At 61.9% G+C, this 25,965-nt stretch carries 25 protein-coding genes; 14 read left to right on the top strand and 11 right to left on the bottom strand.

Going from position 1 to position 25,965, the window contains the following annotated elements; genetic code table 11:
- Positions 1-240: 240 nt before the first annotated feature.
- Complete coding sequence (locus INQ47_RS04925) at positions 241-960, top strand: carbonic anhydrase (protein WP_003253046.1); 720 nt, start codon at positions 241-243, stop codon at positions 958-960.
- Between the two features lie 192 nt (positions 961-1,152).
- On the top strand, positions 1,153-2,685 hold the full coding sequence (locus INQ47_RS04920; RefSeq protein ID WP_404701258.1) for a SulP family inorganic anion transporter: 1,533 nt from the start codon (positions 1,153-1,155) through the stop codon (positions 2,683-2,685).
- Positions 2,686-3,100: 415 nt separating this feature from the next.
- On the opposite strand, the gene INQ47_RS04915 is transcribed toward INQ47_RS04920, so the two are convergent.
- On the bottom strand, positions 3,101-3,742 hold the full coding sequence (locus tag INQ47_RS04915; RefSeq protein WP_404701257.1) for a hypothetical protein: 642 nt from the start codon (positions 3,740-3,742) through the stop codon (positions 3,101-3,103).
- 369 nt (positions 3,743-4,111) lie between these two features.
- Here INQ47_RS04915 and coxB point away from each other — a divergent pair, with 369 nt between their 5' ends.
- From coxB to INQ47_RS04895, 4 genes are read left to right on the top strand one after another with little or no spacing between them, the layout of a single operon-like run.
- The gene (gene coxB, locus INQ47_RS04910) at positions 4,112-5,239 is read left to right on the top strand and encodes a cytochrome c oxidase subunit II (RefSeq protein WP_404701256.1); all 1,128 of its coding nucleotides are present in this window, start codon (positions 4,112-4,114) and stop codon (positions 5,237-5,239) included.
- 43 nt (positions 5,240-5,282) lie between these two features.
- A complete protein-coding gene (gene ctaD, locus INQ47_RS04905) occupies positions 5,283-6,872 on the top strand; it encodes a cytochrome c oxidase subunit I (protein ID WP_003253037.1) in 1,590 nt (529 codons plus the stop codon).
- A gap of 9 nt (positions 6,873-6,881) precedes the next feature.
- Positions 6,882-7,448, top strand: a complete 567-nt coding sequence (locus INQ47_RS04900; RefSeq protein WP_404701255.1) for a cytochrome c oxidase assembly protein — start codon at positions 6,882-6,884, stop codon at positions 7,446-7,448.
- Positions 7,449-7,464: 16 nt separating this feature from the next.
- Positions 7,465-8,352 (top strand): cytochrome c oxidase subunit 3, encoded by an 888-nt coding sequence (locus INQ47_RS04895; RefSeq protein WP_003253033.1) that lies wholly within the window; start codon positions 7,465-7,467, stop codon positions 8,350-8,352.
- Between the two features lie 32 nt (positions 8,353-8,384).
- Here INQ47_RS04895 and INQ47_RS04890 read toward each other — a convergent pair whose 3' ends face one another.
- The gene (locus INQ47_RS04890) at positions 8,385-8,588 is read right to left on the bottom strand and encodes a twin transmembrane helix small protein (protein ID WP_003253030.1); all 204 of its coding nucleotides are present in this window, start codon (positions 8,586-8,588) and stop codon (positions 8,385-8,387) included.
- A 51-nt stretch (positions 8,589-8,639) separates the two neighbouring features.
- Between INQ47_RS04890 and INQ47_RS04885 the strand changes: the two genes are divergently transcribed.
- The 5 genes from INQ47_RS04885 to INQ47_RS04865 are packed head-to-tail and all read left to right on the top strand — an operon-like array spanning position 8,640 to position 12,523.
- On the top strand, positions 8,640-9,377 hold the full coding sequence (locus tag INQ47_RS04885; RefSeq protein ID WP_404701254.1) for an SURF1 family protein: 738 nt from the start codon (positions 8,640-8,642) through the stop codon (positions 9,375-9,377).
- The gene (locus INQ47_RS04880) at positions 9,346-9,927 is read left to right on the top strand and encodes a hypothetical protein (RefSeq protein WP_404701253.1); all 582 of its coding nucleotides are present in this window, start codon (positions 9,346-9,348) and stop codon (positions 9,925-9,927) included. Before INQ47_RS04885 ends, INQ47_RS04880 begins: the two co-directional genes overlap by 32 nt.
- Positions 9,928-9,936: 9 nt before the next feature.
- Positions 9,937-11,016: a heme A synthase gene (locus INQ47_RS04875; RefSeq protein WP_404701252.1), complete on the top strand. Its 1,080-nt coding sequence runs from the start codon at positions 9,937-9,939 to the stop codon at positions 11,014-11,016.
- Positions 11,001-11,894 carry a heme o synthase gene (cyoE, locus tag INQ47_RS04870; protein ID WP_021784589.1) on the top strand — a complete coding sequence of 298 codons (894 nt, stop codon included), beginning with the start codon at positions 11,001-11,003 and terminating at the stop codon, positions 11,892-11,894. Before INQ47_RS04875 ends, cyoE begins: the two co-directional genes overlap by 16 nt.
- The gene (locus tag INQ47_RS04865) at positions 11,891-12,523 is read left to right on the top strand and encodes an SCO family protein (RefSeq protein WP_274147927.1); all 633 of its coding nucleotides are present in this window, start codon (positions 11,891-11,893) and stop codon (positions 12,521-12,523) included. The genes cyoE and INQ47_RS04865 overlap by 4 nt, the downstream gene beginning before the upstream one ends.
- A gap of 93 nt (positions 12,524-12,616) precedes the next feature.
- Here the strand turns inward: INQ47_RS04865 and INQ47_RS04860 are convergent, their stop codons facing one another.
- From INQ47_RS04860 to INQ47_RS04850, 3 genes are all read right to left on the bottom strand, one after another.
- A complete protein-coding gene (locus INQ47_RS04860) occupies positions 12,617-13,387 on the bottom strand; it encodes a MetQ/NlpA family ABC transporter substrate-binding protein (RefSeq protein WP_404701251.1) in 771 nt (256 codons plus the stop codon).
- 64 nt (positions 13,388-13,451) lie between these two features.
- Positions 13,452-14,123 carry a methionine ABC transporter permease gene (locus INQ47_RS04855; RefSeq protein WP_404701250.1) on the bottom strand — a complete coding sequence of 224 codons (672 nt, stop codon included), beginning with the start codon at positions 14,121-14,123 and terminating at the stop codon, positions 13,452-13,454.
- Complete coding sequence (locus INQ47_RS04850; protein ID WP_021784593.1) at positions 14,123-15,130, bottom strand: methionine ABC transporter ATP-binding protein; 1,008 nt, start codon at positions 15,128-15,130, stop codon at positions 14,123-14,125. Before INQ47_RS04850 ends, INQ47_RS04855 begins: the two co-directional genes overlap by 1 nt.
- A 227-nt stretch (positions 15,131-15,357) precedes the next feature.
- Between INQ47_RS04850 and katE the strand changes: the two genes are divergently transcribed.
- The gene (gene katE / locus INQ47_RS04845) at positions 15,358-17,493 is read left to right on the top strand and encodes a catalase HPII (RefSeq protein ID WP_404701249.1); all 2,136 of its coding nucleotides are present in this window, start codon (positions 15,358-15,360) and stop codon (positions 17,491-17,493) included.
- Positions 17,494-17,553: 60 nt separating this feature from the next.
- Here katE and INQ47_RS04840 read toward each other — a convergent pair whose 3' ends face one another.
- The 4 genes from INQ47_RS04840 to zur form a co-directional block, all read right to left on the bottom strand.
- Positions 17,554-18,261, bottom strand: coding sequence for a PA5502 family lipoprotein (locus tag INQ47_RS04840; RefSeq protein WP_103469512.1), 708 nt, complete (start codon positions 18,259-18,261; stop codon positions 17,554-17,556).
- A gap of 126 nt (positions 18,262-18,387) precedes the next feature.
- Positions 18,388-19,170: a zinc ABC transporter permease subunit ZnuB gene (znuB, locus tag INQ47_RS04835; protein WP_404701248.1), complete on the bottom strand. Its 783-nt coding sequence runs from the start codon at positions 19,168-19,170 to the stop codon at positions 18,388-18,390.
- Positions 19,163-19,936, bottom strand: a complete 774-nt coding sequence (gene znuC / locus INQ47_RS04830; RefSeq protein ID WP_404701247.1) for a zinc ABC transporter ATP-binding protein ZnuC — start codon at positions 19,934-19,936, stop codon at positions 19,163-19,165. The genes znuB and znuC overlap by 8 nt, the downstream gene beginning before the upstream one ends.
- The gene (gene zur, locus INQ47_RS04825; protein ID WP_021784598.1) at positions 19,933-20,418 is read right to left on the bottom strand and encodes a zinc uptake transcriptional repressor Zur; all 486 of its coding nucleotides are present in this window, start codon (positions 20,416-20,418) and stop codon (positions 19,933-19,935) included. Before zur ends, znuC begins: the two co-directional genes overlap by 4 nt.
- A 66-nt stretch (positions 20,419-20,484) precedes the next feature.
- On the opposite strand from zur, the gene INQ47_RS04820 reads away from it, so the two are divergent.
- Positions 20,485-21,393, top strand: a complete 909-nt coding sequence (locus tag INQ47_RS04820; protein WP_404701246.1) for a zinc ABC transporter substrate-binding protein — start codon at positions 20,485-20,487, stop codon at positions 21,391-21,393.
- Positions 21,394-21,504: 111 nt separating this feature from the next.
- On the opposite strand, the gene INQ47_RS04815 is transcribed toward INQ47_RS04820, so the two are convergent.
- Both INQ47_RS04815 and INQ47_RS04810 read right to left on the bottom strand, forming a co-directional pair.
- Entirely contained in the window at positions 21,505-22,455 is a 951-nt protein-coding gene (locus INQ47_RS04815; RefSeq protein WP_252459049.1) for a homoserine kinase, read from the bottom strand.
- Between the two features lie 69 nt (positions 22,456-22,524).
- Positions 22,525-22,812 (bottom strand): DUF2782 domain-containing protein, encoded by a 288-nt coding sequence (locus tag INQ47_RS04810; protein WP_176683014.1) that lies wholly within the window; start codon positions 22,810-22,812, stop codon positions 22,525-22,527.
- Positions 22,813-22,887: 75 nt separating this feature from the next.
- On the opposite strand from INQ47_RS04810, the gene polA reads away from it, so the two are divergent.
- Entirely contained in the window at positions 22,888-25,635 is a 2,748-nt protein-coding gene (gene polA, locus INQ47_RS04805) for a DNA polymerase I (protein WP_404701245.1), read from the top strand.
- The last annotated feature ends 330 nt before the right edge of the window (positions 25,636-25,965 follow it).

Raw genomic sequence — 25,965 nt, 5'->3', positions numbered from 1 at the left:
TGCGCTAATACATATTGGCAGCTGATGTTTTTTTGCTATTATCCAACTCCCGTCTTTTTCTCTGGAACGCCCGTTCTAGAGCCTTCTAATTAAGTTTCAGTTAAGTTTTCCCCGCTAGCGTAGGTAATAAGTCCACACCGACTGTGATCTATGGCCCGTGCGTGTCATCTAAAACCGTGCATAGCCTGAATCTTTCACCGGTAAAATGGATTTACCTACACACCGTCAAGAGGATGAATCATGCCCGTCAAGGACCCATCCAAGGTCGTACCGCAGGTCCCCGCGGAAAGCGCCGATGCTGCCCTTAAGCACATCGTCGACGGCTTCCTGCGCTTTCACCATGATGTTTTCCCTGATCAGCAAGAGCTGTTCAAGAAGCTCGCCACCGCGCAAACACCACGCGCCATGTTCATCACCTGTGCCGATTCGCGCATCGTTCCCGAGCTGATCACCCAAAGCTCGCCAGGCGACCTGTTCGTAACCCGTAACGTGGGTAACGTGGTACCGCCTTATGGCCAGATGAACGGGGGCGTTTCCAGCGCCATCGAGTACGCCGTGATGGCGCTTAAAGTGCACCACATCATCATCTGTGGCCACTCCGACTGCGGCGCCATGCGTGCGGTACTCAACCCGCAGTCGCTGACCAAGATGCCTACCGTTGGCGCCTGGTTGCGCCACGCTGAAGTGGCCCGCACCGTGGTCGAGAACAACTGCTCCTGCGGCAGCGAACACGAGACGATGCAAGTGCTGACCAAAGAGAACGTCATCGCCCAGCTGCATCACTTGCGCACCCATCCTTCGGTGGCCTCGCGCCTGGCAGCCGGTGAGCTGTTCATTCATGGTTGGGTGTACGACATCGAGACCAGCAAGATCGAAGCCTACGACGCCGCCAGCGACAGCTTCCTGCCCTTGGCCGCGGGTGAACCCGTTCCCTGCGCCACTCCGAGAGGCCGCTACTAAGCGACCCGTCCGCCGCTAGAACCTTGATAGCCGGCTGCACCCTGCAGGGGTGTGGCGCGGCCTTCGGCTGCCTTGAATTCCCTGACTGCCCTGCCGGCGTGCTCGCTGGCGGCCCGCGCCTGCGCGCTTGTCAGGGGCAAACGTGCCCACGGCCAGGGGAATGGCCGTGCGACTAGAGAAAGGAGAAACACGGTGAACATTACACAGTTGAAAGCGGCCCTGCCGCGTGAGTTGTTGGCGTCGGTGGTGGTCTTCCTGGTGGCCCTGCCGTTGTGCATGGGCATTGCGATCGCCTCGGGCATGCCACCGGCGAAAGGCCTGATTACTGGGATTATCGGCGGCATTGTCGTCGGGTTCCTTGCCGGATCGCCGCTACAGGTCAGCGGCCCTGCTGCTGGTCTGGCGGTACTGGTGTTCGAGCTGGTACGCCAGCACGGCATGGCCATGCTTGGGCCTATCCTGCTGTTGGCCGGCTTGCTGCAGTTACTGGCCGGGCGCCTGCGCCTGGGCTGCTGGTTCCGCGTCACTGCGCCGGCGGTGGTGTACGGCATGCTGGCGGGGATTGGCGTGTTGATCGTGCTGTCTCAGGTGCATGTGATGTTCGACACGGCGCCGCAACCGTCAGGCCTGCAGAACCTGCTGGCGTTCCCGACAACCGTGGCGGCAGCCTTGCCACAGGAAAGCGTTGGCTCAGGCTGGATGGCCGGTGCGCTAGGCTTGGGGACCATCGCCATCATGTGGGGCTGGGAGCGCCTTCGGCCGCAGCGGCTGCGCTTTGTGCCGGGTGCCCTGCTTGGCGTCGCAAGCATGACCGCCATCAGCATGTGGCTGGTCCTGCCGGTAAACCGCGTGCAAGTGCCGGCAGACCTGACCGAGGCCATTGACTGGATTCGCCCGGGTGACCTGATGCAACTGGCTGACCCTGCTCTGCTGGTCGCCGCCTTTGCCCTGGCTTTCATCGCCAGCGCCGAAACCCTGCTGTCGGCAGCAGCGGTCGATCGCATGCACAGTGGTCAGCGCTCGGATTTTGACCGTGAGCTTTCAGCCCAAGGCATTGGCAACATACTTTGCGGGGTGCTGGGCGCCTTGCCGATGACCGGGGTGATCGTGCGCAGTTCGGCCAATGTCCAGGCCGGAGCGCAGACCCGGGCCTCGGCGATTTTCCATGGCCTATGGCTGTTGGCGTTCGTGGTGGCGCTTAGTAGCGTGCTGCAACAGATACCGGTAGCGAGCCTGGCGGGTGTGCTGGTGTTTACCGGGCTCAAGCTGGTCGACTTCAAAGCGTTTCGTGGGCTAGGCCGTTATGGCCGCATGCCGATGTTCACCTATGCGGCGACGGCGCTGGCGATCATCTTTACCGACCTGTTGACTGGGGTACTGCTTGGCTTTGCCCTGACCTTGCTGAAACTGGCGTTCAAGGCTGCGCGGCTGAAGATCAACCTGGTCAGCCTGGAGAAGCCGGGGCATATGGAGCTGCGGCTCAGCGGTGCGGCGACGTTCCTCAAGGTGCCGGCGTTGACCCAGGTGCTTGATAGCGTTCCGGCGGGCACCACGTTGCACGTCCCGCTGGGTAACCTGAGTTATATCGACCACTCGTGCCTTGAGTTGCTGGAGGACTGGAGCCGCAGCAATTCTGCCAATGGATCACGGTTGCTGATAGAGCAGCGGCGCCTGAAGCGTCGGATCGAGGGGCGGTTGCGGACTACAGCGGGGGTTGGGGCGTAGGAGCGGGTTTACCCGCGAATACGGTAGCGGCGGCAACGGTGATCGGCGGGTGGAGATTGGCCAGCAGGGCCGGCCCTTTCGCGGGTAAACCCGCTCCTACGACGGCCTGTGGCGAACCACCGATGCGTGTGTAAGGGCGGGTTTACCCGCGAATACGGTAGCGGCGGCAACGGTGATCGGCGGGTGGAGATTGGCCAGCAGGGCCGGCCCTTTCGCGGGTGAACCCGCTCCTACGACGGCCTGTGGCGAACCACTGATGCGTGTGTAGGGGCGGGTTTACCCGCGAATACGGTAGCGGCGGCAACGGTGATCGGCGGGTGGAGATTGGCCAGCAGGGCCGGCCCTTTCGCGGGTAAACCCGCTCCTACGACGGCCTGCGCCGAACCACCGATGCACCTACGCCGTGACAGGTATATCAGGCCGGCTGACCCAGCTCCACACCCAGCTGGCGCGACAGGCACGGCCAGCGCTTCCAGGCCTCGCCAGTTGCCGGGCTGCTCAGCTTCTCTCGATAAGCCTCCACCGATTCAACCGCAAAGCTCTCGTCATTGAGCATTTCGTCGACCGAGTGGTGCACCACTTCATCCAGCTGGTTGGCAAAGCTTTCGCCAATCAACTGGTGGGCAATCAGGTTGGCGACCGTGGTATCGACCGGGATCAACGGCTGCTGGAAGTGGCGGATGTACAAGTCATTCACCTCTTCCACCAAGCGGTGCGCCAGGTAGGCCTCATCCAGTAGGCAGTCCAGGCCCACATGCCCTTGCATCACACTGGGTGGCTGCAGGAAGTAGGCCTCGGCAATTTTCAGTACCGGTTTGATCTGGGCTTCGATACCGGCCTCGCGGGCGACCTCGTGGGCGGCCTCCAGCAGTTCCGGAACCTGATCGATGTAGGCGCTGACGAAGCGCGCCAAAGTACCCTGGGCGTCCTGCTCAGGCAGTTGGATCGAGGGGTGCAGGTGGGGCAGTTGCAGCTCGAGACGCTGTTTCAATTGGCCGGTCTGGCCTTCATGTTGATGGGCTTGGCTTACCTGCTCGCGTACAGCAGCGATGTTCATGACAACTCCAGGGACATTACGTTTCAAACGGAAGACACTAAATTAGCTCGGTATACAGAATACCTAAGACGTATTTGTTATAAGCCACGCAAACGTGTGCGCTATCAGGCATATGGCTGTGCCATTATTGCGCCATGCCCTGTCAAGCACGCGGTTTTCAGGCCATTCAGCCATTTCGTGAAGTTCATTTCACAGGCGTCATTGCGTGCCATTGGTCGCTGTCTATACTCCCGTTGAACGTGATTCGTTGATGAGGCCCGACTGCTTTTAGCAGGGGCTCGGTCGTCGAAGCCAGGCAGTCTTGACCGCCGTTCCCTCTTGCCGCAGGCCACGCCTCCGGGACAACAAGAATTAGAAGGGGAACCCGCAATGATGCGACATCCACATGTCTGGATGGGCCTCCTGTTGTGGTCGGTTTTTGGTCAGGCGAACGCCGCCTGGACCGTGAACATGCACCCAGGGGCGACGGAAGTTTCCAACGCCGTCTTCGACCTGCACATGACTATCTTCTGGATTTGCGTGATCATTGGCATCGTGGTGTTTGGCGCGATGTTCTGGTCAATGGTCATCCACCGCCGCTCCACCGGCCAGCAGGCTGCGCATTTCCACGAGCACACCTGGGTGGAAATCCTCTGGACCGTAGTCCCCTTCCTGATCCTGGTGGCCATGGCCATCCCGGCCACCAAGACGCTGATCGACATCTACGATGCCAGTGATTCGGACATCGACATCCAGGTCACTGGGTACCAGTGGAAATGGCATTACAAGTACCTGGGCCAGGACGTCGAATTCTTCAGCAACCTGGCTACCCCCGTCGACCAGATCCACAACAAGACACCCAAGGATGAGCATTACCTGCTGGAAGTCGACCAGCCGCTGGTGCTGCCGGTGGGCGCGAAAGTGCGCTTTCTGGTCACCGCTGCCGACGTGATCCACTCCTGGTGGGTGCCGGCCTTCGCGGTCAAGCGCGACGCCATCCCGGGCTTCGTCAACGAAGCCTGGACCCGTATCGAAAAGCCCGGCATCTACCGTGGTCAGTGCACCGAGCTGTGCGGCAAGGACCACGGCTTCATGCCGGTGGTGGTCGACGTCAAGTCCAAGGCCGATTACGAGACCTGGCTGGGCGAGCGCAAGGCTGAAGCCGCCAAGCTCAAGGAGCTGACCAGCAAGGAATGGACCCTGAACGAGCTGGTGGAACGAGGCGACAAGATCTACCACACCACCTGCGTGGCCTGTCACCAGGCCGAAGGCCAGGGCCTGCCGCCAATGTTCCCGGCGCTCAAAGGCTCGAAGATTGCCACCGGGCCCAAGGAAGACCACTTGAGCATTGTCTTCCATGGCAAGCCCGGCACGGCCATGGCCGCTTTCGGCAAGCAGTTGTCGGAAGTCGACATCGCCGCTGTGGTCACCTACGAGCGCAACGCCTGGGGCAACAACAAAGGCGACATGGTCACGCCGAAGGACGTGCTGGCGCTGAAGCAGGCAGAAGCCAAGTGAACCGGGTTACTCGCGGCAATCATTGGATTGCAGGAGACAGGACATGAGTGCAGTGATCGACGACCACGCCCACGGCCACGACCATGCGCACGGCCCGGCCAAGGGCCTGATGCGCTGGGTACTGACCACCAACCACAAAGACATCGGCACGATGTACCTGTGGTTCAGTTTCATCATGTTCCTGCTCGGTGGCTCGTTTGCCATGGTGATCCGCGCCGAGCTGTTCCAGCCGGGATTGCAGATCGTGGAGCCGGCGTTCTTCAACCAGATGACCACCATGCATGGCCTGATCATGGTTTTTGGCGCGGTGATGCCGGCCTTCGTCGGCCTGGCCAACTGGATGATCCCGCTGATGATCGGCGCACCTGACATGGCACTGCCACGGATGAACAACTTCAGCTTCTGGCTGCTGCCGGCGGCCTTCCTGCTGCTGGTATCGACCTTGTTCAGCCCGGGCGGAGGGCCGAACTTTGGCTGGACGTTCTACGCGCCGCTTTCCACCACCTATGCGCCAGCCAGCGTCACCTTCTTCATCTTCGCCATCCACCTGATGGGTATCAGCTCGATCATGGGGGCGATCAACGTGATTGCCACCATCCTCAACCTGCGTGCCCCTGGCATGACCCTGATGAAAATGCCGCTGTTCGTCTGGACCTGGCTGATTACCGCGTTCCTGCTGATTGCGGTGATGCCGGTGCTGGCCGGCGTGGTAACCATGATGCTGATGGACATCCACTTCGGTACCAGCTTTTTCAGTGCCGCAGGTGGCGGTGATCCGGTGCTGTTCCAGCATGTGTTCTGGTTCTTCGGTCACCCTGAGGTTTACATCATGATCCTGCCCGCCTTCGGTGCGGTCAGCTCGATCATCCCGGCGTTCTCGCGCAAGCCGCTGTTCGGTTACACCTCGATGGTGTACGCCACCGGCGCCATCGCCTTCCTGTCATTCATCGTCTGGGCCCACCATATGTTCGTGGTAGGCATCCCGGTGGTCGGCGAGTTGTTCTTCATGTACGCCACCATGCTGATTGCCGTGCCCACCGGGGTGAAGGTATTCAACTGGGTCAGCACCATGTGGGAAGGTTCGCTCACCTTCGAAACGCCGATGCTGTTCGCCATCGCCTTTGTCATCCTGTTCACCATCGGCGGATTCTCCGGGCTGATGCTGGCGATCGCCCCGGCGGACTTCCAGTACCACGACACTTACTTCGTGGTGGCGCATTTCCACTACGTACTGGTGCCTGGTGCAATTTTCGGCATCTTCGCCTCGGCCTACTACTGGCTGCCGAAATGGACCGGCCACATGTACGACGAAACCCTCGGCAAACTGCATTTCTGGCTGTCGTTCATCGGCATGAACATGGCCTTCTTCCCCATGCACTTCGTAGGTTTGGCCGGCATGCCGCGGCGCATCCCCGACTACAACCTGCAGTTCGCCGATTTCAACATGGTGTCGTCGATCGGCGCGTTCATGTTTGGTGCCACGCAGATCTTCTTCCTGTTCATTGTCATCAAGTGCATCCGCGGTGGCGCGCCGGCACCGGCCAAACCCTGGGATGGCGCCGAGGGCCTTGAGTGGTCGATACCCTCACCTGCGCCCTACCACACCTTCCAGACACCCCCGGAAGTGAAATAGGAACCTGCCATGAACGGCCTGTCGCTGAAACGCCTGGTAACGCGCCTGCTGATGCTGACGGTGGTGATGTTCGCCTTCGGCTTCGCGCTGGTGCCGATCTACGACGTGATGTGCAAAGCCTTCGGTATCAACGGCAAGACCGGCGGCCAATACGAAGGCAGCCAGGTCAGCGACCCGACGCGTGCGGTGCGGGTGCAGTTCATGTCGACCAATGCCGGCGACATGGTCTGGGACTTCTACTCCACTGCCGACCAGCTGGAGGTCAACCCGGGGGCGGTGAACCAGATGATCTTCATTGCCCACAACCCGACCGACCGGCCGATGAGTGCACAGGCAATACCCAGCATTACCCCGGCCGAGGCCGCGGCCTACTTTCACAAGACCGAGTGCTTCTGCTTTACCCAGCAGGTGCTGCAGCCCGGCGAACGCATCGAGATGCCGGTGCGCTTCATCGTCGACCGCGACCTGCCGGCCAGCGTGAAGCAACTGACACTGGCCTATACCTTGTTCGACATCACCGCTCGCCACCCGCCGGTCGCGCACGTTGCGGCGCAGGACGTCCAGGGCTCCCGTTAAGGGAAGGAGAACAGCAATGGCAAGTCATGAGCACTACTACGTTCCGGCGCAGAGCAAATGGCCGATCATCGCCACCATCGGCATGTTCATCACGGTGTTTGGCCTGGGCACCTGGTTCAACGACATGAAGGCGGGCCACCCGGATTCGCACGGGCCGCTGATCTTCTTCGTGGGTGCGTTGTTTCTGGCCTACATGCTGTTCGGCTGGTTTGGGTCAGTGGTCAAGGAGAGCCGCGCCGGGTTGTACAGCCCGCAGCTGGATCGCTCGTTCCGCTGGGGCATGAGCTGGTTCATCTTCTCTGAAGTGATGTTCTTCCTGGCCTTCTTCGGTGCGCTGTTCTATGTGCGCGTACTGGCGGGGCCGTGGCTGGGTGGCGAAGGGGCCAAAGGTGTTGCACATATGCTCTGGCCAACCTTCGAATTCACCTGGCCGCTGCTGCACACCCCCGACCCCAAGCTGTTCCCGCCGCCCAAGGAAGTGATCGACCCGTGGCACTTGCCGCTGATCAACACCATCCTGCTGGTCAGTTCCAGTGTGACAATCACCATTGCCCATCACGCCTTGCGCCGTGACCACCGCGGCCCACTGAAATTCTGGATGGCGCTGACCATTGTCCTGGGCATCAGCTTTATCGCGCTGCAGGCCTTCGAGTACCACGAGGCCTATACCAAGCTGGGACTGACACTGGGCTCAGGGATCTACGGTGCGACGTTTTTCATGCTTACCGGCTTCCACGGTGCCCACGTGACATTGGGCACGATCATTCTGATTGTGATGTTCGTGCGCATTCTGCGCGGGCATTTCAACCCGGAAAAACACTTCGGCTTCGAGGCGGCCAGTTGGTACTGGCACTTCGTCGATGTGGTGTGGGTGGGGTTGTTCATCTTTGTCTATGTGTTGTGAACACGAGAACGCTGTAGGGGCGGTTGAGAACTTCAGAAAGGGGCGTGGGAGACCAGTTGACCGCTGATCAAACCCCAGGCGACCAGGCCTATGGTCAGGGCTGCCAGGGTTACCCGTACGGTCAGGGCCTTGAGCAGACGGGTCGAGTTTTCATCATCTTTGACCAGAAACACCAGGCCACTGAACAGGCTGGCAATGGTGGCCAACAGCATCAGGACAATCGCGGCCTTGAGCATGGCGTTACTCCGGGGGGATGCGGTGATGTGGATAAGTATAGCGAGGCGCCCGTGAGGCCGTTTCGCCCAGGCTGGGTACCGACGCTGGTAGTGCTTACGCTGCTGCCGGGGCTGATTGCGCTTGGTTGCTGGCAACTCGGCCGTGCCGAGGAAAAGCGCGTGCTGCTGGCCACTTATGCAGAACGGCGGATTGAAGCGCCGATCACCACCGCCCAGCTCCTCTCGAAAGAAGACAACGCCTTCCGCCGCGTGCATTTGTATGGCCGCTTCGACGCCGAGCACAGCGTGCTGCTGGACAACCGCATGCGCGACGGCAAAGCCGGTGTCGAGCTGCTGCAGCCCTTTCACGACCAAGCCAGCGGCCTGTGGTTGCTGATCAATCGTGGCTGGCTGCCATGGCTGGACCGCCGGGTGCCGGTGCACTTCGAAACCCCTGCCCAGGCCTTGGCGCTGGATGCCTCTGTGTATGTCGCGCCTGGCAGCACCTTCCAGCTGCACCCAGACCCCATCGGCGGGCAATGGCCACATCTGTTGACCGCTATCGATGCCGCGCTGCTATGGCAACAGCTTGATCGCGAGGGCTTCGCCCAGGAATTGCGCCTGGAGCCGGGCCCGGCGAGCTATCGCCTGGACTGGCCGGTTGTCGCCATGAGCCCCGAAAAACACGTGGGTTACGCCGTGCAGTGGTTTGCCCTGGCGACCGCTCTGGTTCTGCTCTACCTCTTCTTCGGCTGGCACCAAAACAAGGAGAAACGCCATGGCCACCGCCACTCCACTGGACGCGCATGAACGTAGCAAACCCAGAGCCCGTGGGCGTTTGCAGCTGTTGCTTATCCTGCTGGTGGTGCTTGGGCCGATGGTTCTGGCCACCAGCATGTACAAGCTCAAATTCTGGGTGCCGGAAGGCCGCAGCTACCATGGCTCCATGATTGGCAATGGGGAAAGCCGTGCCGATCTCGGCGTGGCGGGGCAGGACGATCGCTGGCAGTTGCTGGTCAGCGCACCCCAGGCTTGCACCGAAGACTGTCAGCGCCTGGTGTACCTGGCTCGGCAGATTCAGGTCGGGCTGGGGCGTGATGCCAGCCGCGCCAGCCACGCGCTGGCCGCCGCCCAGCCGCTGAGTGCCGACTACCAGGCACTGCTCGGCCGCGAGTACCCGCAGTTGCAGCGCTACCCGCTGGATGCGCAACGTTACCAGCAGAAGGTTGTCGAGCCCGGCCCGCAGCTGTGGATCGTCGACCCGCACGGCAACCTGGTGCTGCGCTACGACGGCAAGGTCAACGGCAAGCATGTGCTGGATGACCTGCGCCACCTGCTCAAGCTGTCCAATATCGGCTAGGAGCCTGCCATGGCCAGACCTGGATTTCGCCTTGCTGTGTTCGCTACGCTGCTGGCACTGCTGGTCGTTCTGCTTGGTGCCTATACCCGCCTGACCCACGCCGGCCTCGGTTGCCCCGACTGGCCAGGGTGCTATGGCTTTATCAGCGTGCCCAAGAGTGACGCGCAGTTGGCCCATGCCGAGCTGCACTTTCCTGAGCACCCGGTGGAGGCTGCCAAGGGCTGGGCCGAAATGGTCCACCGCTATTTCGCCGGTAGCCTGGCCGTGGTGATCGCCCTGCTCGCCTTTCAGGCGGTGCGCCGGCATGCCCGCGATGGGCAGCCTTATCGCCTGCCCATGCTGCTACTGGGTGTGGTGCTGGCCCAGGCAGCCTTCGGTATGTGGACCGTCACCCTGAAGCTATGGCCGCAGGTGGTCACGGCGCACTTGCTGGGTGGCTTTACCACGTTGAGCCTGCTGTTCCTGTTGTCTCTGCGTCTGTCCCGGGCCTTTGCGCCCTTGCCGAAACTGCCGCTGAGCCTGCGCCGGATCGCTGCGCTGGCGCTGCTGGTGGTAATCGGCCAGATCGCCCTGGGCGGTTGGGTCAGCGCCAACTACGCCGCCGTGGCCTGCATCGACCTGCCGACTTGCCATGGCCAGTGGTGGCCAGCGGCGGACTTCAGCAACGGCTTCCACCTGACCCAACACGTCGGGCCCAATTACCTTGGCGGGCAGCTGGACAGTGATGCGCGTACGGCCATCCACATCAGCCACAGGCTGGGCGCGCTGCTGGTGACCGGCGTGCTGCTGATGCTCAGCTGGAAGTTGCACCGCTGTGGTCTCCCCGGCCTGGCACGGCTGGTGCTGCTGGCGTTGGCCCTGCAAGTGGGCCTGGGCATCAGCAATGTGGTGTTCCACCTGCCGCTGGCGGTGGCTGTTGCGCACAATGCCGGCGGGGCGATGCTGCTGCTGAGCATGGTGCTGGTGAACTACCGCATTCGAGTGGTCGACAAGGTTCGAGTGGGCGTCGGCCATGGCTGGCGTCTGCGGCCCGTGGTCGGGGTGGGCATTTCCCATCATATGAGGAACGACTCGTGGCGACGCTTCTAAGCGTACGACGGGCTCGCTGGCGCGATTACCTTGAGCTGACCAAGCCCAAGGTGGTGGTGCTCATGCTGATCACCTCGCTGGCGGGCATGTTCCTGGCCACCCGGGCGGGCGTCAGCTGGAGCGTGCTGTTGTTCGGCAACCTGGGCATCGGCCTGTGCGCGGGTGGCGCAGCGGTGGTCAATCATGTGGTGGATCGGCGCATCGATGCGTTGATGGCGCGCACCCACAAACGGCCTTTGGCCCAAGGCCGAGTCGAGCCCCTGCCGGCGCTGTTGTTCGCCTTGGCCCTGGCCCTGTTGGGCATGGTTCTGCTGCTTGTGTTCACCAACGCCCTCACCGCCTGGCTGACCCTGGCCTCATTACTCGGTTATGCGGTGCTCTACACTGGCTTTCTCAAGCGCGCCACGCCCCAGAACATCGTCATCGGTGGCCTGGCCGGAGCCGCTCCACCGTTGCTCGGCTGGGTGGCGGTAAGCGGCCATGTCAGCGCCGAACCCTTGCTGCTTGTGCTGATCATTTTTGCCTGGACCCCGCCGCATTTCTGGGCGCTGGCCATCCACCGCAAGGAGGAATACGCCAAGGCCGATATCCCGATGTTGCCGGTGACCCACGGCGAGTACTACACCAAGCTGCATATCCTGCTGTACACCCTGGTCTTGCTGGCAGTGAGCCTGCTCCCGTATGCCATCCACATGAGTGGCCCGCTGTACCTGGCCTGTGCCCTGGCTTTGGGCCTGCGCTTCCTGCATTGGGCCTGGGTGTTGTACCGTAGCAGCCGGCCGCACGCAGCGATCGGCACCTTCAAGTACTCTATCGGCTACCTGTTCGCGCTGTTCATTGCGTTGCTTCTTGACCACTACCTGTTGCTGAACCTATGACCCGAACCCAGAAAACCGTCTTCATCCTCGTTGCCCTGGTCGCGTTGATCATGGGCCTTACCGTCAACAAGGTGCTTAATGGTCGTGACCAGCCCAACCCTGCCGAACTGATCGATGCGGGCATCATCCTGCTGCCGCAGAGCCGCGCCGTGGCCGATGTCACCATGACCAACCAGGACGGCCAGCCGGTGCAGATGGATGCCCTCAAGGGCAAATGGTCGCTGCTGTTCTTTGGCTACACCTACTGCCCGGATATCTGCCCGACCACCCTGGCCCAGCTGCGCCAGGTGAAGAGCGAGCTGCCCAAGGATGCCGTCGACCGGCTGCAGGTGGTGTTGGTGAGTGTGGACCCTGACCGCGATACGCCGAACCAGCTGAAGCAGTATCTGGGCTATTTCGACAAGGACTTTGTCGGGGTGGCGGGGTCGATCGAGGATACCCAGAAGCTGGCCAATGCCTTGAGCATTCCGTTCATTCCTGCGGACACCAGCAAGCCGGGGTATACCGTGGATCACAGCGGTAACCTGGCGATTGTCGGGCCGGATGGGCGGCAGCGCGGGTTCATTCGGGCGCCGTTCAACAACCAGAAGCTGGGGGCGCAGCTGCCGGGGCTGGTCAAGCGGGATTGAGTCAGCCCCAAAAGCTTCGCGGGTAAACCCGCTCCTACAACGATGGGTGTAGGGGCGGGTTTACCCGCGAAGAGTCCAGCGTGATAGTTCGGCTCAGAACGCCGGAACCACAGCGCCTTTGTACTTCTCGATGATGAACTGCTTCACCTCTGGCGAGTGCAGTGCAGCCGCCAGTTTCTTCATGTCGTCCGAGTCCTTGTTGTCCGGGCGGGCAACCAGAATGTTCACGTAAGGCGAGTCGCTGCCCTCGATGGCCAGCGCGTCTTTTTCCGGGTTCAGCTTGGCTTCCAGCGCGTAATTGGTGTTGATCAGGGCGGCATCTACCTGGGTCAGCACGCGCGGGATGGTGGCGGCTTCCAGCTCACGGAACTTCACGTTTTTCGGGTTCTCGGCAACATCCTTCACGGTCGACAGGATGTTCTTGTTGTCCTTGAGCTTGATCACGCCAGCCTTGTCCAGCAGCAGCAAGGCGCGGCCGCCGTTGGTGGCGTCGTTGGGGATGACCACGGTGGCGCTGGAGGACAGCTCGTCGAGCTTCTTGATCTTGGTCGAATACACGCCCAGTGGCTCGATGTGCACGCCAGTCACGCTCACCAGGTTTGTGCCCTTGGCCTTGTTGAACTCATCCAGGTAAGGCTGGTGCTGGAAGAAGTTGGCGTCCAGGCGCTTTTCGGCCACCTGCACGTTCGGCTGGATGTAGTCGGTGAATTCCTTGACCTTCAGCTCTACGCCTTCTTTCGCCAGTTGTGGTTTGACGAAGTTGAGGATCTCGGCGTGCGGCACCGGGGTGGCGGCGACGGTGAGGGTATCGGCCTGGGCCGAGAAGGCCGCGACAGCGGCAGCGACAGCAAGCAGCTTCTTCATTGATCACTCCTTGTGAGGGCCGCGACGGCCCCCGAACGGGTCGGCCAGGCCGACCCCATTGGGGTTACTTACGGGAAAAATGCACGACCAGTTTGTCGCCCACGCTCTGCAGTACTTGAACCAGTACCAGCAGCAGTACCACGGTCACTACCATCACATCTGTCTGGAAACGCTGGTAGCCGAAGCGGATAGCCAGGTCGCCAAGGCCACCGGCACCCACCACACCGGCCATGGCGGTGTAAGAAACCAGGGTAATGGCGGTTACGGTAATGGCCGCGAAGATGCCCGGACGGGCCTCCGGCAGCAGCGCACTGGTGATGATCTGGCGGGTGGTGGCACCCATTGACTGGGTGGCCTCGATGATGCCGCGGTCCACTTCACGCAGGGCGGTTTCAACCAGGCGCGCAAAGAACGGCGTGGCACCCACTACCAGCGGCGGGATGGCGCCCGCAACGCCCAGCGAGGTACCGGTGATCAGCACGGTGATCGGGATCATCACGATCAGCAAAATGATGAATGGCAGCGAGCGCAGGATGTTGACCACCAGCGACAGCAGCGCATAGACGCCTTTTTGTTCGAACATCTGCTTTGGCCCGCAGAGGAACAGCAGCACACCCAGTGGCAGGCCCAGCAGCACGGTGAAGAACAGCGAGCCGAACAGCATGATCATGGTATCGACGGTGGCCAGCCAGATCTCGGCCCAGTCGACGTTGGCGAAGAAACTCAGGGCGTCCATCAACGCATTACCTCCATATGTACGTCAGCTGCCTTGAAGCGGGCGAACGCCGCTTCCATGTCTCCGCCGATCAGGGCGAGAGTGAGCTGGCCATAGGGGACATCCTTGATGCGGTCGATACGCCCGGCGAGGATGCTGTAGTCGACACCGGTTTCGCGGGCCACGGTGCCCAGCAGCGGCGCGTAGGTGGCGTCGCCCTGGAAGGTCAGGCGTACGATGCGGCCTGGAACGTGGGCAAAGTCGTCGCGCTGCTCGCCTTCGTCGACCTGCTCGTCTTCCTGGACGAAGCGCTTGGTGGTGGGGTGCTGCGGGTGCAGGAACACCTCGGCCACCGAGCCTTGCTCGACGATCTTACCGGCGTCCATCACTGCCACGCAGTCGCAGACACGGCGGATCACGTCCATCTCGTGGGTGATCAGCACGATGGTCAGCTTCAGTTCACGGTTGATCTCGGCCAGCAGTTGCAGGACTGAGGCCGTGGTTTGCGGGTCGAGGGCACTGGTGGCCTCGTCGCATAGCAGGATCTTCGGGTTGGTCGACAGGGCGCGGGCGATACCGACGCGCTGCTTCTGGCCACCGGACAGCTGTGCCGGGTACTTCTTGGCGTGGTCCGACAGGCCAACGCGAGCCAGTAGCTCGGTGACGCGCTTGTCGATTTCGCTGCGCGACAGCTCCCCGGCCAGGGCCAGCGGCAGGGCGACGTTGTCGGCGACGGTCTTGGAGGCCAGCAGGTTGAAGTGCTGGAAAATCATCCCGACCTGCTGGCGGAAGCCGCGCAACTGGCTGGCGTTGAACGCGGTGACGTCTTCGCCGTCGACGATGATCTTGCCGCCGGAGGGTTCCTCCAGGCGGTTGATCAGGCGCAGCATGGTGCTTTTGCCGGCGCCGGAATGGCCGATCAGGCCGAACACCTGGCCATCTTCGATGGTCAGGCTGGTCGGATTCAGTGCGGGGATTTCCCTACCGGCAACGCGGTAGGTTTTATGTACCTGTTGGAACTCGATCACGTAGCGAACCTTGTGGGGCGCATTGAAATTTGGGTCAGCGGTTAGCTGGGGTCGCGCATTTTAGCCTTTTCCCATAGCTGTTCTTAGCATTTATTTCGTCATGTACCAATCCATCGGGCATATCGCGACAACCGGTAATCCTGATTGAACGCTCGGCAACGCCCTCCAGTCACTACTTGCACAAGCCCTGAACGGGCACGCCTTAAGACTGATGAGGAGAGCCGATCATGCCCAGCAAGAAAACGGATGCGCCCAAGCACAGCGAGGCCGCCGGTACCCAGACCCCCGACCGGGCCAACACCAATGCCAAGCTGCAGAGCCTGGAGGCCGACCGCAGCGATGCGACCGGGCATGCGCTGCGCACCAACCAAGGCGTGCGCATTGCTGACAACCAGAACTCCCTCAAGGCGGGTGATCGCGGGCCGTCGCTGCTTGAAGACTTCATCATGCGCGAGAAAATCACCCACTTCGACCATGAGCGTATCCCCGAGCGCATCGTGCACGCCCGCGGTACCGGGGCACACGGGTTCTTCCAGAGCTATGGCAACCACGCCGAGCTGACCAAGGCCGGCTTCCTGCAAGATCCGGAAAAGATCACCCCGGTTTTTGTCCGCTTCTCGACGGTTCAGGGCCCACGCGGTTCTGGCGACACGGTGCGAGATGTGCGGGGCTTTGCCGTCAAATTCTATACAGATGAAGGCAATTTCGACTTGGTCGGCAACAACATGCCGGTGTTTTTCATTCAGGATGCCATCAAGTTTCCCGATTTTGTCCACGCGGTTAAGCCAGAGCCACACAACGAGATACCTACCGGCGGTTCGGCTCATGACACCTTCTGGGATTTCGTCTCGCTGGTGCCGGAGTCGGCTCATATGGTCATGTGGGCCATGTCTGACCGCGCCATCCCGCGCAGCCTTCGAATGATGGAAGGCTTTGGCGTGCATACTTTTCGCCTGATCAATGCCAAGGGCGTGGCCAGCTTCGTCAAGTTTCATTGGAAACCAAGCCAGGGCGTGCATTCCCTGCTGTGGGACGAAGCCCAGAAACTGGCGGGCAAGGACACCGACTTCCAGCGCCGTGACCTATGGGAAGCCATCGAAACCGGTGACTACCCGGAATGGGAACTGGGCGTGCAGATTGTGCCTGAGGCCGACGAACACAAATTCGATTTCGACCTGTTGGACCCGACCAAGATCATCCCGGAGGAACTGGTGCCCGTCACGCCGCTGGGCAAGATGGTGCTCAACCGCAACCCGGACAATTTCTTTGCCGAGGTCGAACAGGTGGCGTTCTGCCCGGGCCATATCGTGCCGGGTATCGACTTTACCAACGACCCGCTGCTGCAGGGCCGACTGTTCTCGTACACCGATACCCAGATCAGCCGCCTGGGTGGGCCGAACTTCCACCAGATCCCGATCAACCGGCCGGTATCGCCGAACCACAACAACCAGCGTGATGCGCTGCACCAGCACGTCGTGCACAGGGGGCGGGCGTCCTACGAACCCAACTCGATTGACGGCGGCTGGCCGAAGGAAACCCCGCCTGCGGCGCAAGACGGCGGTTTCGAGAGCTATCAGGAGCGTATTGATGCGCACAAGATTCGCCAGCGCAGTGAGTCGTTCGGCGATCACTTCTCGCAGGCTCGGCTGTTCTTCCAGAGCATGAGCCCGACTGAGCAACAGCACATCATCAAGGCTTACAGTTTCGAATTGGGCAAAGTCGAGCGTGAACATATCCGCGCCCGGGAAGTGAATGACATTCTCGCCAACATCGACTTGAAGCTGGCGGCGGCGGTTGCGGCCAACCTGGGCCTCCCCGCGCCGAAAGCGGGTACGGTGCAGGTAAAGGGTAGCCAGCCGGCGCAATCGCCTGCGTTGAGCCAGATGAACCACCCAGGTTCGGTGGGTATCAAGGGGCGCAAGATTGCCGTGCTGGTGGCAGATGGCGTGGACGCTGCCAGCGTAGACAAACTGGTCAAAGCCCTGGAAGCGCACAGTGCCCGGCCGATGCTGCTGGGCCCGACCTCGGCGCCGGTGAAGGCGGCGGATGGCAAGCAACTGCCGGTAGCGGCGTCGATGGAGGGGATGCCTTCGATCATGTTTGACGGGATTGTCGTGCCTGCGGGCAAGGCTTCTACGGATGCACTGGCGGCTAGCGGATTGGCCAAGCACTTCTTGCTGGAGGGATACAAGCACCTGAAGGCGCTGGTGCTGACCAAGGAATTGGTGAAAGCGTTGGGGCTCAAGGAGGATAAGGGGCTGTTGCTCGGGGATGAGCAGAAGGCAATGGATGCCTTTGTCAAAGCGGTTGAAGGCCACCGGGTGTGGGAACGGGAAGCGGCTGCTGAAGCTGTTCCTGCCTGATAAGGCCTTTTCGCGGTTAAACCCGCTCCTTCTGTAGAAGCGGGTTTAACCGCGAAGCTTTTACTGCCGATGCGGGACCAGCACCACCTGTGCCGGCAGCGAGCGCTGGATCTGATGCTTCTGCTTCAGCTCAAACCCACTGTCAATCTTGCGCACGCGCTTTTCCAGCAAGGTCTTCAGCCAAGGCGCATCTCCGGTGCGCGGCACCTGGAATACCACCTCACACTGGTAACTCACCACATCGGCGGCAATGTCGTCCAGTTGGCGGCGCAGCGCGCGGCTGTCAGTGGTCTTCAAGGCCACCACGGTACTTGGCGCTGTCGGGTCGATGATGCGTGCCTTGGGCTTGGCTTCGGCGGCTTTCAGCGCAGCTTCCGCCTTTTCCAGCTCGGCCTTGCGGGCCTGGGTCACAGCATCCCCGCCGGTCACCGCTGGCGCCTGCGGCATCAGTGCCCGGGCACGGGCCAGCGCGGTAGCTGCCGCGTTCACATCGCCCTTCTGCAGGACGATCTGGCTACGTTGCAAGTAGGCTTCGGCCAGTTGGCGCTGGTATTGCTCCAGGCGTGCATCATCCGGCGACTGGGCCTGCAGTGCTGCAAGCTGGTCTTCGGCGGTAGCCAGCTCATTGCTGGCGATGTTCTGTTGCAACTGCTGCCAGGCATCTGCTTGGGCAGGTGCGGTGGCCTGGTCGACCGGCGCATTGGAACAGGCAGCCAGGATCAGGGAAAACGCGGCAACAAGCAGATAACGGGAGGCGAACGGCTTCATTCCTGCGACTCTCTATTTGCGCAAAAAGCGAGCAAGTCTACACCCAGGTGCGCACGCTCGAAAATAGGCCTTACAGACCCTTTACCGGCCAAAGGTTGCAAGGTGTGCCTGCACACACCCTGCCTCTCAGCGTTTTGGCAGGGCCAGGCTCAGCAAGAATAGCACCGCGGCGCAGACCACGATCGACGGCCCGGCGGGGGTGTCCTTGAACCAGGACATGGCCAGACCGCCGCAGACCGCGGTGACGCCCAGCAGGCTGGCACCCAGGGCCATTTGCTCTGGTGAGCGGGCGTGCCGCTGTGCCGCAGCCGCAGGGATGATCAGCAGCGAGGTGATCAGCAGCACGCCAACGATTTTCATGGCAACTGCAATCACCACTGCAATCAGCAGCATCAGCGCCATGCGTAGGCTGGCCACGGGCAGGCCTTCGACCATGGCCAGCTCTTCGTGCACGGTAACTGCCAGTAGCGGCCGCCACAGCATAGCGAGCAGCAGCAGGACCAGTGCACTGCCGCCGAGGATCCAGGCCAGGTCGGTTGGGCTGATGGCCAGCAGATCGCCGAACAGGTAAGCCATCAGGTCGATGCGCACATCGTGCATGAAGCTCAGCACCACCAGGCCCAGCGACAAGGTGCTGGGGGCCAGGATGCCCAGGAGGGTGTCGGAGGCCAACGGCTGGCGTTGCTGCAATGTCACCAGCAGAATCGCCAGCAACAGGCAGCCCACGGTTACCGCCAGTGCCGGGCTGACATCCAAGGCGAAACCCAGGGCTACACCGAGCAGGGCGGCGTGAGACAGGGTGTCGCCAAAGTAGGCCATGCGCCGCCATACCACGAAGGAGCCCAGTGGGCCTGCAACCAGTGCCAGGGACAAGCCGGCAAGCAAGGCGTAGAGAAGAAAGTCAGCCATGCTTGCAGTGCTCTCCGTGAACATGGGTGCCAGGGGCGACCACCGAGCCATGCAGGTCGTGGCTGTGGTCGTGATGGTGGTGGTAGATGGCCAGGCTCGGTGCGGTCTTGCCGAACAGTTCGACGAACGCCGGGTCACCGCTGACTTGCTCGGGGTGGCCCGAGCAGCATACGTGGCGGTTCAGGCACACCACCTGGTCGGTGGCGCTCATGACCAGGTGCAGGTCGTGGGACACCATCAGCACGCCGCAGCCGTGGCGGTCACGCAGGCGGGTGATGAGGTTGTAAAGCTCGGTCTGGCCGACTACGTCTACTCCTTGTACCGGTTCGTCGAGCACCAGCAACTGGGGTTCGCGCAGCAAGGCGCGGGCCAGCAGCACGCGTTGCATTTCGCCGCCGGAAATAGTCTGGATCGGGCTGTCGATGACTTGCTCGGCGCCCACTTCCTGCAGCGCCGACAAGGCTGCCGCGCGGTCTACACCTGGCACCAGGCGCAGGAAGCGCAGCACCGACAGCGGCAGTGTGGCATCAACCTGAATCTTCTGGGGCATGTAGCCAATCCGCAGCTTGGGCTTGCGCCATACCTTGCCGCGATGTGGCTTGAGCAGGCCAAGTACGGCGCGCACCAAGGTAGTCTTGCCCGCCCCGTTGGGGCCAATCAGGGTGACGATCTGGCCTGGGGCGACCGACAGGTCGATGCTGTCGAGCACCGACTCGCCGCCAAAGGTGACGCCGACCTGCTCCAGGCGAATCAGGGCGTCGCTCATGCCGCGCTCCGGCAGCTACCGCACAGGCCGACCACTTCCACGGTCTGGGTCTCGACCGTGAAACCCACGCCTTTGGCGCTGTTGATGATGGCCTCGCTGATGCTGCTCTGTTCAAGCTCGATGGCCACATGGCAGGCCCGACAGATCAGAAACTGGCCTTGGTGCACGTGCTCGGGGTGGCTGCAGCCGATGAAAGCGTTGAGCGACGCGATGCGATGCACCAGGCCGTTTTCCAGCAGGAAGTCCAGCGCGCGGTACACCGTGGGCGGCGCGGCGCGGCGGCCGTCCTGCTCACTGAGCACCGCGAGGATGTCGTAGGCACCCAGCGGCTTGTGGCTCTGCCACACCAGCTCCAGCACACGGCGGCGCAGGGCGGTCAGGCGCAGGCCCTGGCGGGTGCACAAGGCGTCGGCTTCAGCCAGTGCGCTGTGTACGCAATGGGAGTGGTCGTGAGGACGGTTGGCCAGCGGTGTGATGGACATGGGCAGCGACGGTTCCGGACAGAGACGTTATTATGTTACCTGTTTCTGACGACTCGAGTATTCACCGTGTCCCGATTCCTGGTTCTGTTTGTCGCTTTCATCGCATTATCCGCGCAGGCCGACGTGCGTGTGCTCACCAGTATCAAGCCCCTGCAGCAGATTGCCGCTGCCGTGCAGGATGGTGTTGGCAGCCCTGAAGTGTTGCTGCCGCCCGGGGCTTCACCGCACCACTATGCGCTGCGCCCCTCCGACGTGCGGCGGGTAGGCGATGCCGACCTGCTGTACTGGATCGGCCCGGACATGGAGAACTTCCTTCCGCGTGTGCTGGGAAGCCGTAGCAAGGCCACAGTGGCTGTGCAGTCGCTGCCGGGCATGAAGCTGCGCCACTTTGGCGAGGACAGCCATTCCCACGAGGAAGAAGACCACAGCGACCACGACCATGATCACCGCCCAGGCAGTCTTGATGCACACTTGTGGCTATCGTCGGTCAATGCGCGAGTAATCGCAGCAAAAATGGCAGCTGACCTGGCCCAGGTCGATCCGGCCAATGCGGCTCGCTATCAGCGCAACCTGAAGGCCTTCGATGGACGCCTGGATGCGTTGGACGGGCGTATCAAGGCGCGTGTGGCAGGTATTGCCGGCAAGCCGTACTTCGTCTTCCATGAAGCCTTCGATTATTTTGAGGCTGAATATGGCTTGAAGCACGCGGGCGTGTTCAGCGTAGCGTCCGAGGTGCAGCCTGGGGCGCAACATGTGGCGGCCATGCGCCAGCGCCTGCAGGAAGTAGGGAAGACCTGCGTGTTCAGCGAGCCGCCACTGCGGCCGCGATTGGCCGAGACCCTGACTGCCGGGTTGCCGGTGCGCCTGGCCGAGCTGGATGCCCTGGGCGGCACCGATCCGGTGGATGGCAAAGGGTATGAGCGCTTGCTCGAGAAACTGGGCGGTGACCTGGCAGGCTGCCTGGAACAGTTGTAAGCCTGTCCCGGCCCCTTCGCGGGTGAACCCGCTCACACAGGTACTGCACAGGCCTCAAGGCTGTCGCTATCCCTGTGGGAGCGGGTTCACCCGCGAAGAAGCAGACGCGGTCTACAGAGCGAACGGCAGGTGCAAAGCCACCTGCTGGCGCTGCGCCAGACGCACTTCGAACTCGCCCGGATCGTGGATCATCACATCCATCCCGGCAAACGACTCGGCCGCAATCAGGCGCGACAGCCAGAACCGCACGCAGCCTACCCGCAACATTTCCGGCCACAGCTCGGCTTCGGCTGCAGTGAACGGCCGTAGTGCCGCATAGGCTGCCAGCAGCGCCTGGGCGCGTGGTACATCTACCGCGCCCTGCTCATCCAGGCACCAGTCGTTCACGGTGATGGCGATGTCATACAGCATCGGCCCGGAGCAGGCATTGTAGAAGTCGATCACACCGGTCAGGTGGGTGCCTTCGAACATCACGTTGTCGCGGAACAGATCGGCATGCAGGTTAGCCCGCGGCAAGGCCAGAATCTGCGCCTTGTGTGCGCTGATTTCGTCCAGCGCCGGCTGCAGCAATGTGGCTTGCTCTGCAGTCAGGCGTGGCAGTAGCTCGGCACCCGAGGCCAGCATCCAGTCCAGGCCGCGGTCGGTGCGGCGCTCGATGATGTGCTCGCGGGTGGCCAGGTGAATGTGTGCCAGTAGCTCGCCGACCTGGGCGCAGTGCTGGTTGTTGGGGGCCTTGATGTGCTTGCCCGACAGCCTGGGCTGCAGCAATGCCGGCTTGCCGCACAGCTCGCGCAGGCCGTTGCCGTCGCGGTCACGAATGGCATAGGGCACCGGCATGTCGGCGGCGTGCAGGGTGTCGAGCAGCTCGATGAAGAACGGCATGTCCTCGCTGGGCCCACGCTCGATCAGCGTCAGGACGAACTCCCCCTGTTCGAGGCTGACGAAGAAATTGCTGTTCTCGGTACCGGCGGCAATGCCCTGGAAGTCGAGCAGACGGCCCAGCTCGTACGGCGCCAGAAAGGTTTCCAGCTCAGGCCGGGTCACGGGGGTGAAGACTGACATGATGAAAAATTGCCCATACGGGCACTTCCGCCGGGAAGTGCCGGGTTGATGTGAACGGTGCGCGTCAGCTTACCACTCGAAGATCTTCCAGGACGGAATCAGCATGTCCGGCTGGTCGGATCGAATGAAATTGGCATCAGTGCCATCGGCGCGTACCAGAAAATAAGGCTTGCCGTTTTTCGGCGTGATCTTGATCGCATACAGGAAGCCGTTCTGCCGGTATTCCTGGATGGTTCTATCGCCTTCCGTGCGAATGGTCACCTCGGGATCGGCCGAGGGGGCGTCGTCCGCCGCCAGGGTGACGACAGGCGTGGTTGCCAACAGGCCGAGCAGTAACAGGCGATTGAGTGTGCGCATGATAACCTAGTCCCTTTGTCGTCAATGATTCTGGCTATTCTAGCGCCGGACCCGTCGAAAAGGTTGATTCTGCTCATGAGCCAAGCGCCCCTCGTCCTGGTGGACGGTTCCTCCTACCTTTATCGCGCCTTCCACGCGCTGCCGCCGCTGACCACGTCCAAGGGCATGCCGACCGGTGCGGTGAAGGGTGTGCTGAACATGCTCAAGAGCCTGCGCAAGCAATACCCCGACAGCCTGTTCGCCGTGGTGTTCGACGCCAAGGGCGGCACTTTCCGCGATGCCATGTTCGCCGAGTACAAGGCCAACCGCCCCAGCATGCCGGACGACCTGCGGGTACAGATCGAGCCGCTGCACGCCAGCGTCAAGGCGCTGGGCTACCCACTGCTGTGCGTGGAGGGAGTCGAGGCTGACGACGTGATCGGCACCCTGGCGCGCAGCAGCGCCGCACTGGGTCGCCCGGTGATCATCTCGACCGGTGACAAGGACATGGCGCAACTGGTGGACGGGCACATTACCTTGGTCAACACCATGACCGGAAGCGTGCTGGACGTGGCTGGCGTGCACGAGAAATTCGGCGTCGGCCCGGAACACATTATCGACTTCCTGGCCCTGATGGGTGACAAGGTCGACAACATCCCCGGCGTACCGGGCGTGGGTGAAAAAACGGCGGTGGGGCTGCTGACCGGCATCGGCGGCGGTCTCAGCGACCTTTACGCCAACCTGGACAAGGTGCCAACGCTGGCCATTCGCGGCGCCAAGACTTTGCCGGCCAAGCTGGAGGAGCACCGCGACGCGGCATTCCTGTCCTACGAACTGGCCACCATCAAGGTTGACGTGCCACTGGATGTGGAGGTCGAGGCGCTGGTGTGCGGTGAACCTGACCGCGAGGCACTGCTGGCGTTGTACACCGAGATGGAGTTCAAGAGCTGGGTTGCCGAAGTGCAGCGCGATGCGGCCAAGGCTGGTGATGATGTCGCCCCTGCCGCGGAGCCGGCGGCCAAGGTCGAGCCTAGGTACGAAACCATTCTCGACCAGGCCCGTTTCGACGCCTGGCTGGAGAAGCTGCGCCAGGCACCGCTGTTCGCCTTCGACACCGAGACCACCGGCCTGGACGCCCAGCAGGCGCAGTTGGTCGGTCTGTCGTTCGCTGTCGAGCCGCATGAAGCGGCCTATGTGCCGCTGGCCCACGATTACGAAGGCGCGCCCGTCCAGTTGGACCGCGAGGCCGTGTTGCTGGCGCTGAAACCACTGCTGGAGGACCCGGCCAAGGCCAAGGTCGGGCAGAATGCCAAGTACGACATCAACATCCTCGCCAATGGCTCCCCCGCCATCGAGATGCGCGGCGTGGCCTACGACACCATGCTCGAGTCGTATGTGCTGAACTCCACCGCCACCCGCCATGACATGGACAGCCTGGCGCAAAAGTACCTTGACCACACCACGATCGCCTTCGAGGACATCGCCGGGAAAGGTGCCAAACAGCTCACCTTCAACCAGATCAACCTGGACAAGGCCGGCCCCTACGCCGCCGAAGACGCCGACATCACCCTGCGTCTGCACCACGCTTTGCAGGCCCGCCTGGCACAGACGCCGAGCGTGCAACCGGTGCTGATGGATATCGAGATGCCGCTGGTGCCGGTGCTGGCCAGGATCGAGCGCCAGGGTGCTCTGGTCGATGCCGAACTGTTGAAAGTACAGAGCGGTGAGCTGGGCGTGAAGATGGCTGCGCTTGAGCTGCGTGCCTACGAGCTCGCCGGTGAGGCGTTCAACCTCGGCTCGCCCAAGCAACTGGGCGCGATCCTTTACGACAAGCTGGGCATGCCGGTGCTGAGCAAGACTGCCAAGGGCCAGCCATCCACCGCCGAAGCAGTGCTCGACGAACTGGCCGAGCAAGGTTACCCGCTGCCAGAGGTGCTGATGCAGTACCGCAGCCTGAGTAAGCTCAAGAGCACCTATACCGACAAGTTACCGGGGCAGATCAACCCGCGCACCGGGCGTATCCATACCTCCTACCAGCAGGCCGTGGCGGCCACCGGGCGGTTGTCGTCGAGCGACCCGAACCTGCAGAACATCCCGATCCGCACCGCAGAAGGCCGGCGTATCCGCCAGGCGTTCGTCGCCAGCCCGGGTTACAAGCTTCTGGCGGCGGACTATTCACAGATCGAGCTGCGCATCATGGCCCACCTGGCCAAGGACGAAGGCTTGCTGCATGCCTTCCGCAACGACCTGGACGTGCACCGCGCTACGGCAGCCGAAGTGTTCGGAGTGGCTCTGGAAGACGTCACCACCGACCAGCGGCGCAGCGCCAAAGCCATCAACTTCGGCCTGATCTACGGCATGAGCGCCTTTGGCCTGGCCAAGCAGATCGGCGTCGACCGCAAGCAGTCACAGGACTACATCGACCGCTATTTTACCCGCTACCCGGGCGTGCTGGCCTATATGGAGCGCACCCGCGCTCAGGCGGCCGAACAAGGCTTTGTCGAAACCCTGTTTGGCCGCCGGCTGTACCTGCCTGACATCAATGCCAAGAACCCTGCGCTGCGCAAGGGCGCCGAGCGCACGGCGATCAACGCGCCGATGCAGGGTACTGCTGCCGACATCATCAAGCGGGCCATGGTCAAAGTAGACAACTGGTTGAGCGAGAGCGGGCTGGATGCCCGGGTGATCCTGCAGGTACACGACGAATTGGTGCTCGAGGTACGCGAGGACCTGGTGCAGCAGGTGAAAGATGAAATTCGCCAGCACATGAGCCAGGCCGCGCAGCTGGATGTGCCGCTGCTGGTCGAGGCGGGAGTTGGTGCGAATTGGGACGAAGCTCACTGATTGAGCAGGTAAAACTGTGTAGGATCTGCGGCGTAGTGACGCGGATCCTGGCACTGCTCAGTGCCGTGGATGCTTAAGTTTCATGAAACTATCGCAAATAGTTTTATGGGCTTCGGAACTAAACCGGTGAAGCGGAACTCAGAGTAACTGAATGGCTGGTGAAGCCCTTCGATGCTCCTATGTTGTGTTAAGTGTTGGCAGATATCTGGACCCCGCCCTAGCGGTCCGGACTTGGACCCCGAACTTCCCCCTCCCCATACGAAGTCCGGGGTTTTTTTTGCCCGGAATTTGACGGTTGGCTTGTACTGAGCCCCGTAGGAGCGGGTTTAC

The organism is Pseudomonas sp. 3HC3, from assembly GCF_044904505.1.
GTDB classification, from domain to species: Bacteria; Pseudomonadota; Gammaproteobacteria; order Pseudomonadales; family Pseudomonadaceae; genus Aquipseudomonas; species Aquipseudomonas putida_Y.
Note: the sequence above shows the minus strand (reverse complement) of the source record. Positions and strands in the feature narration are given on the sequence as shown.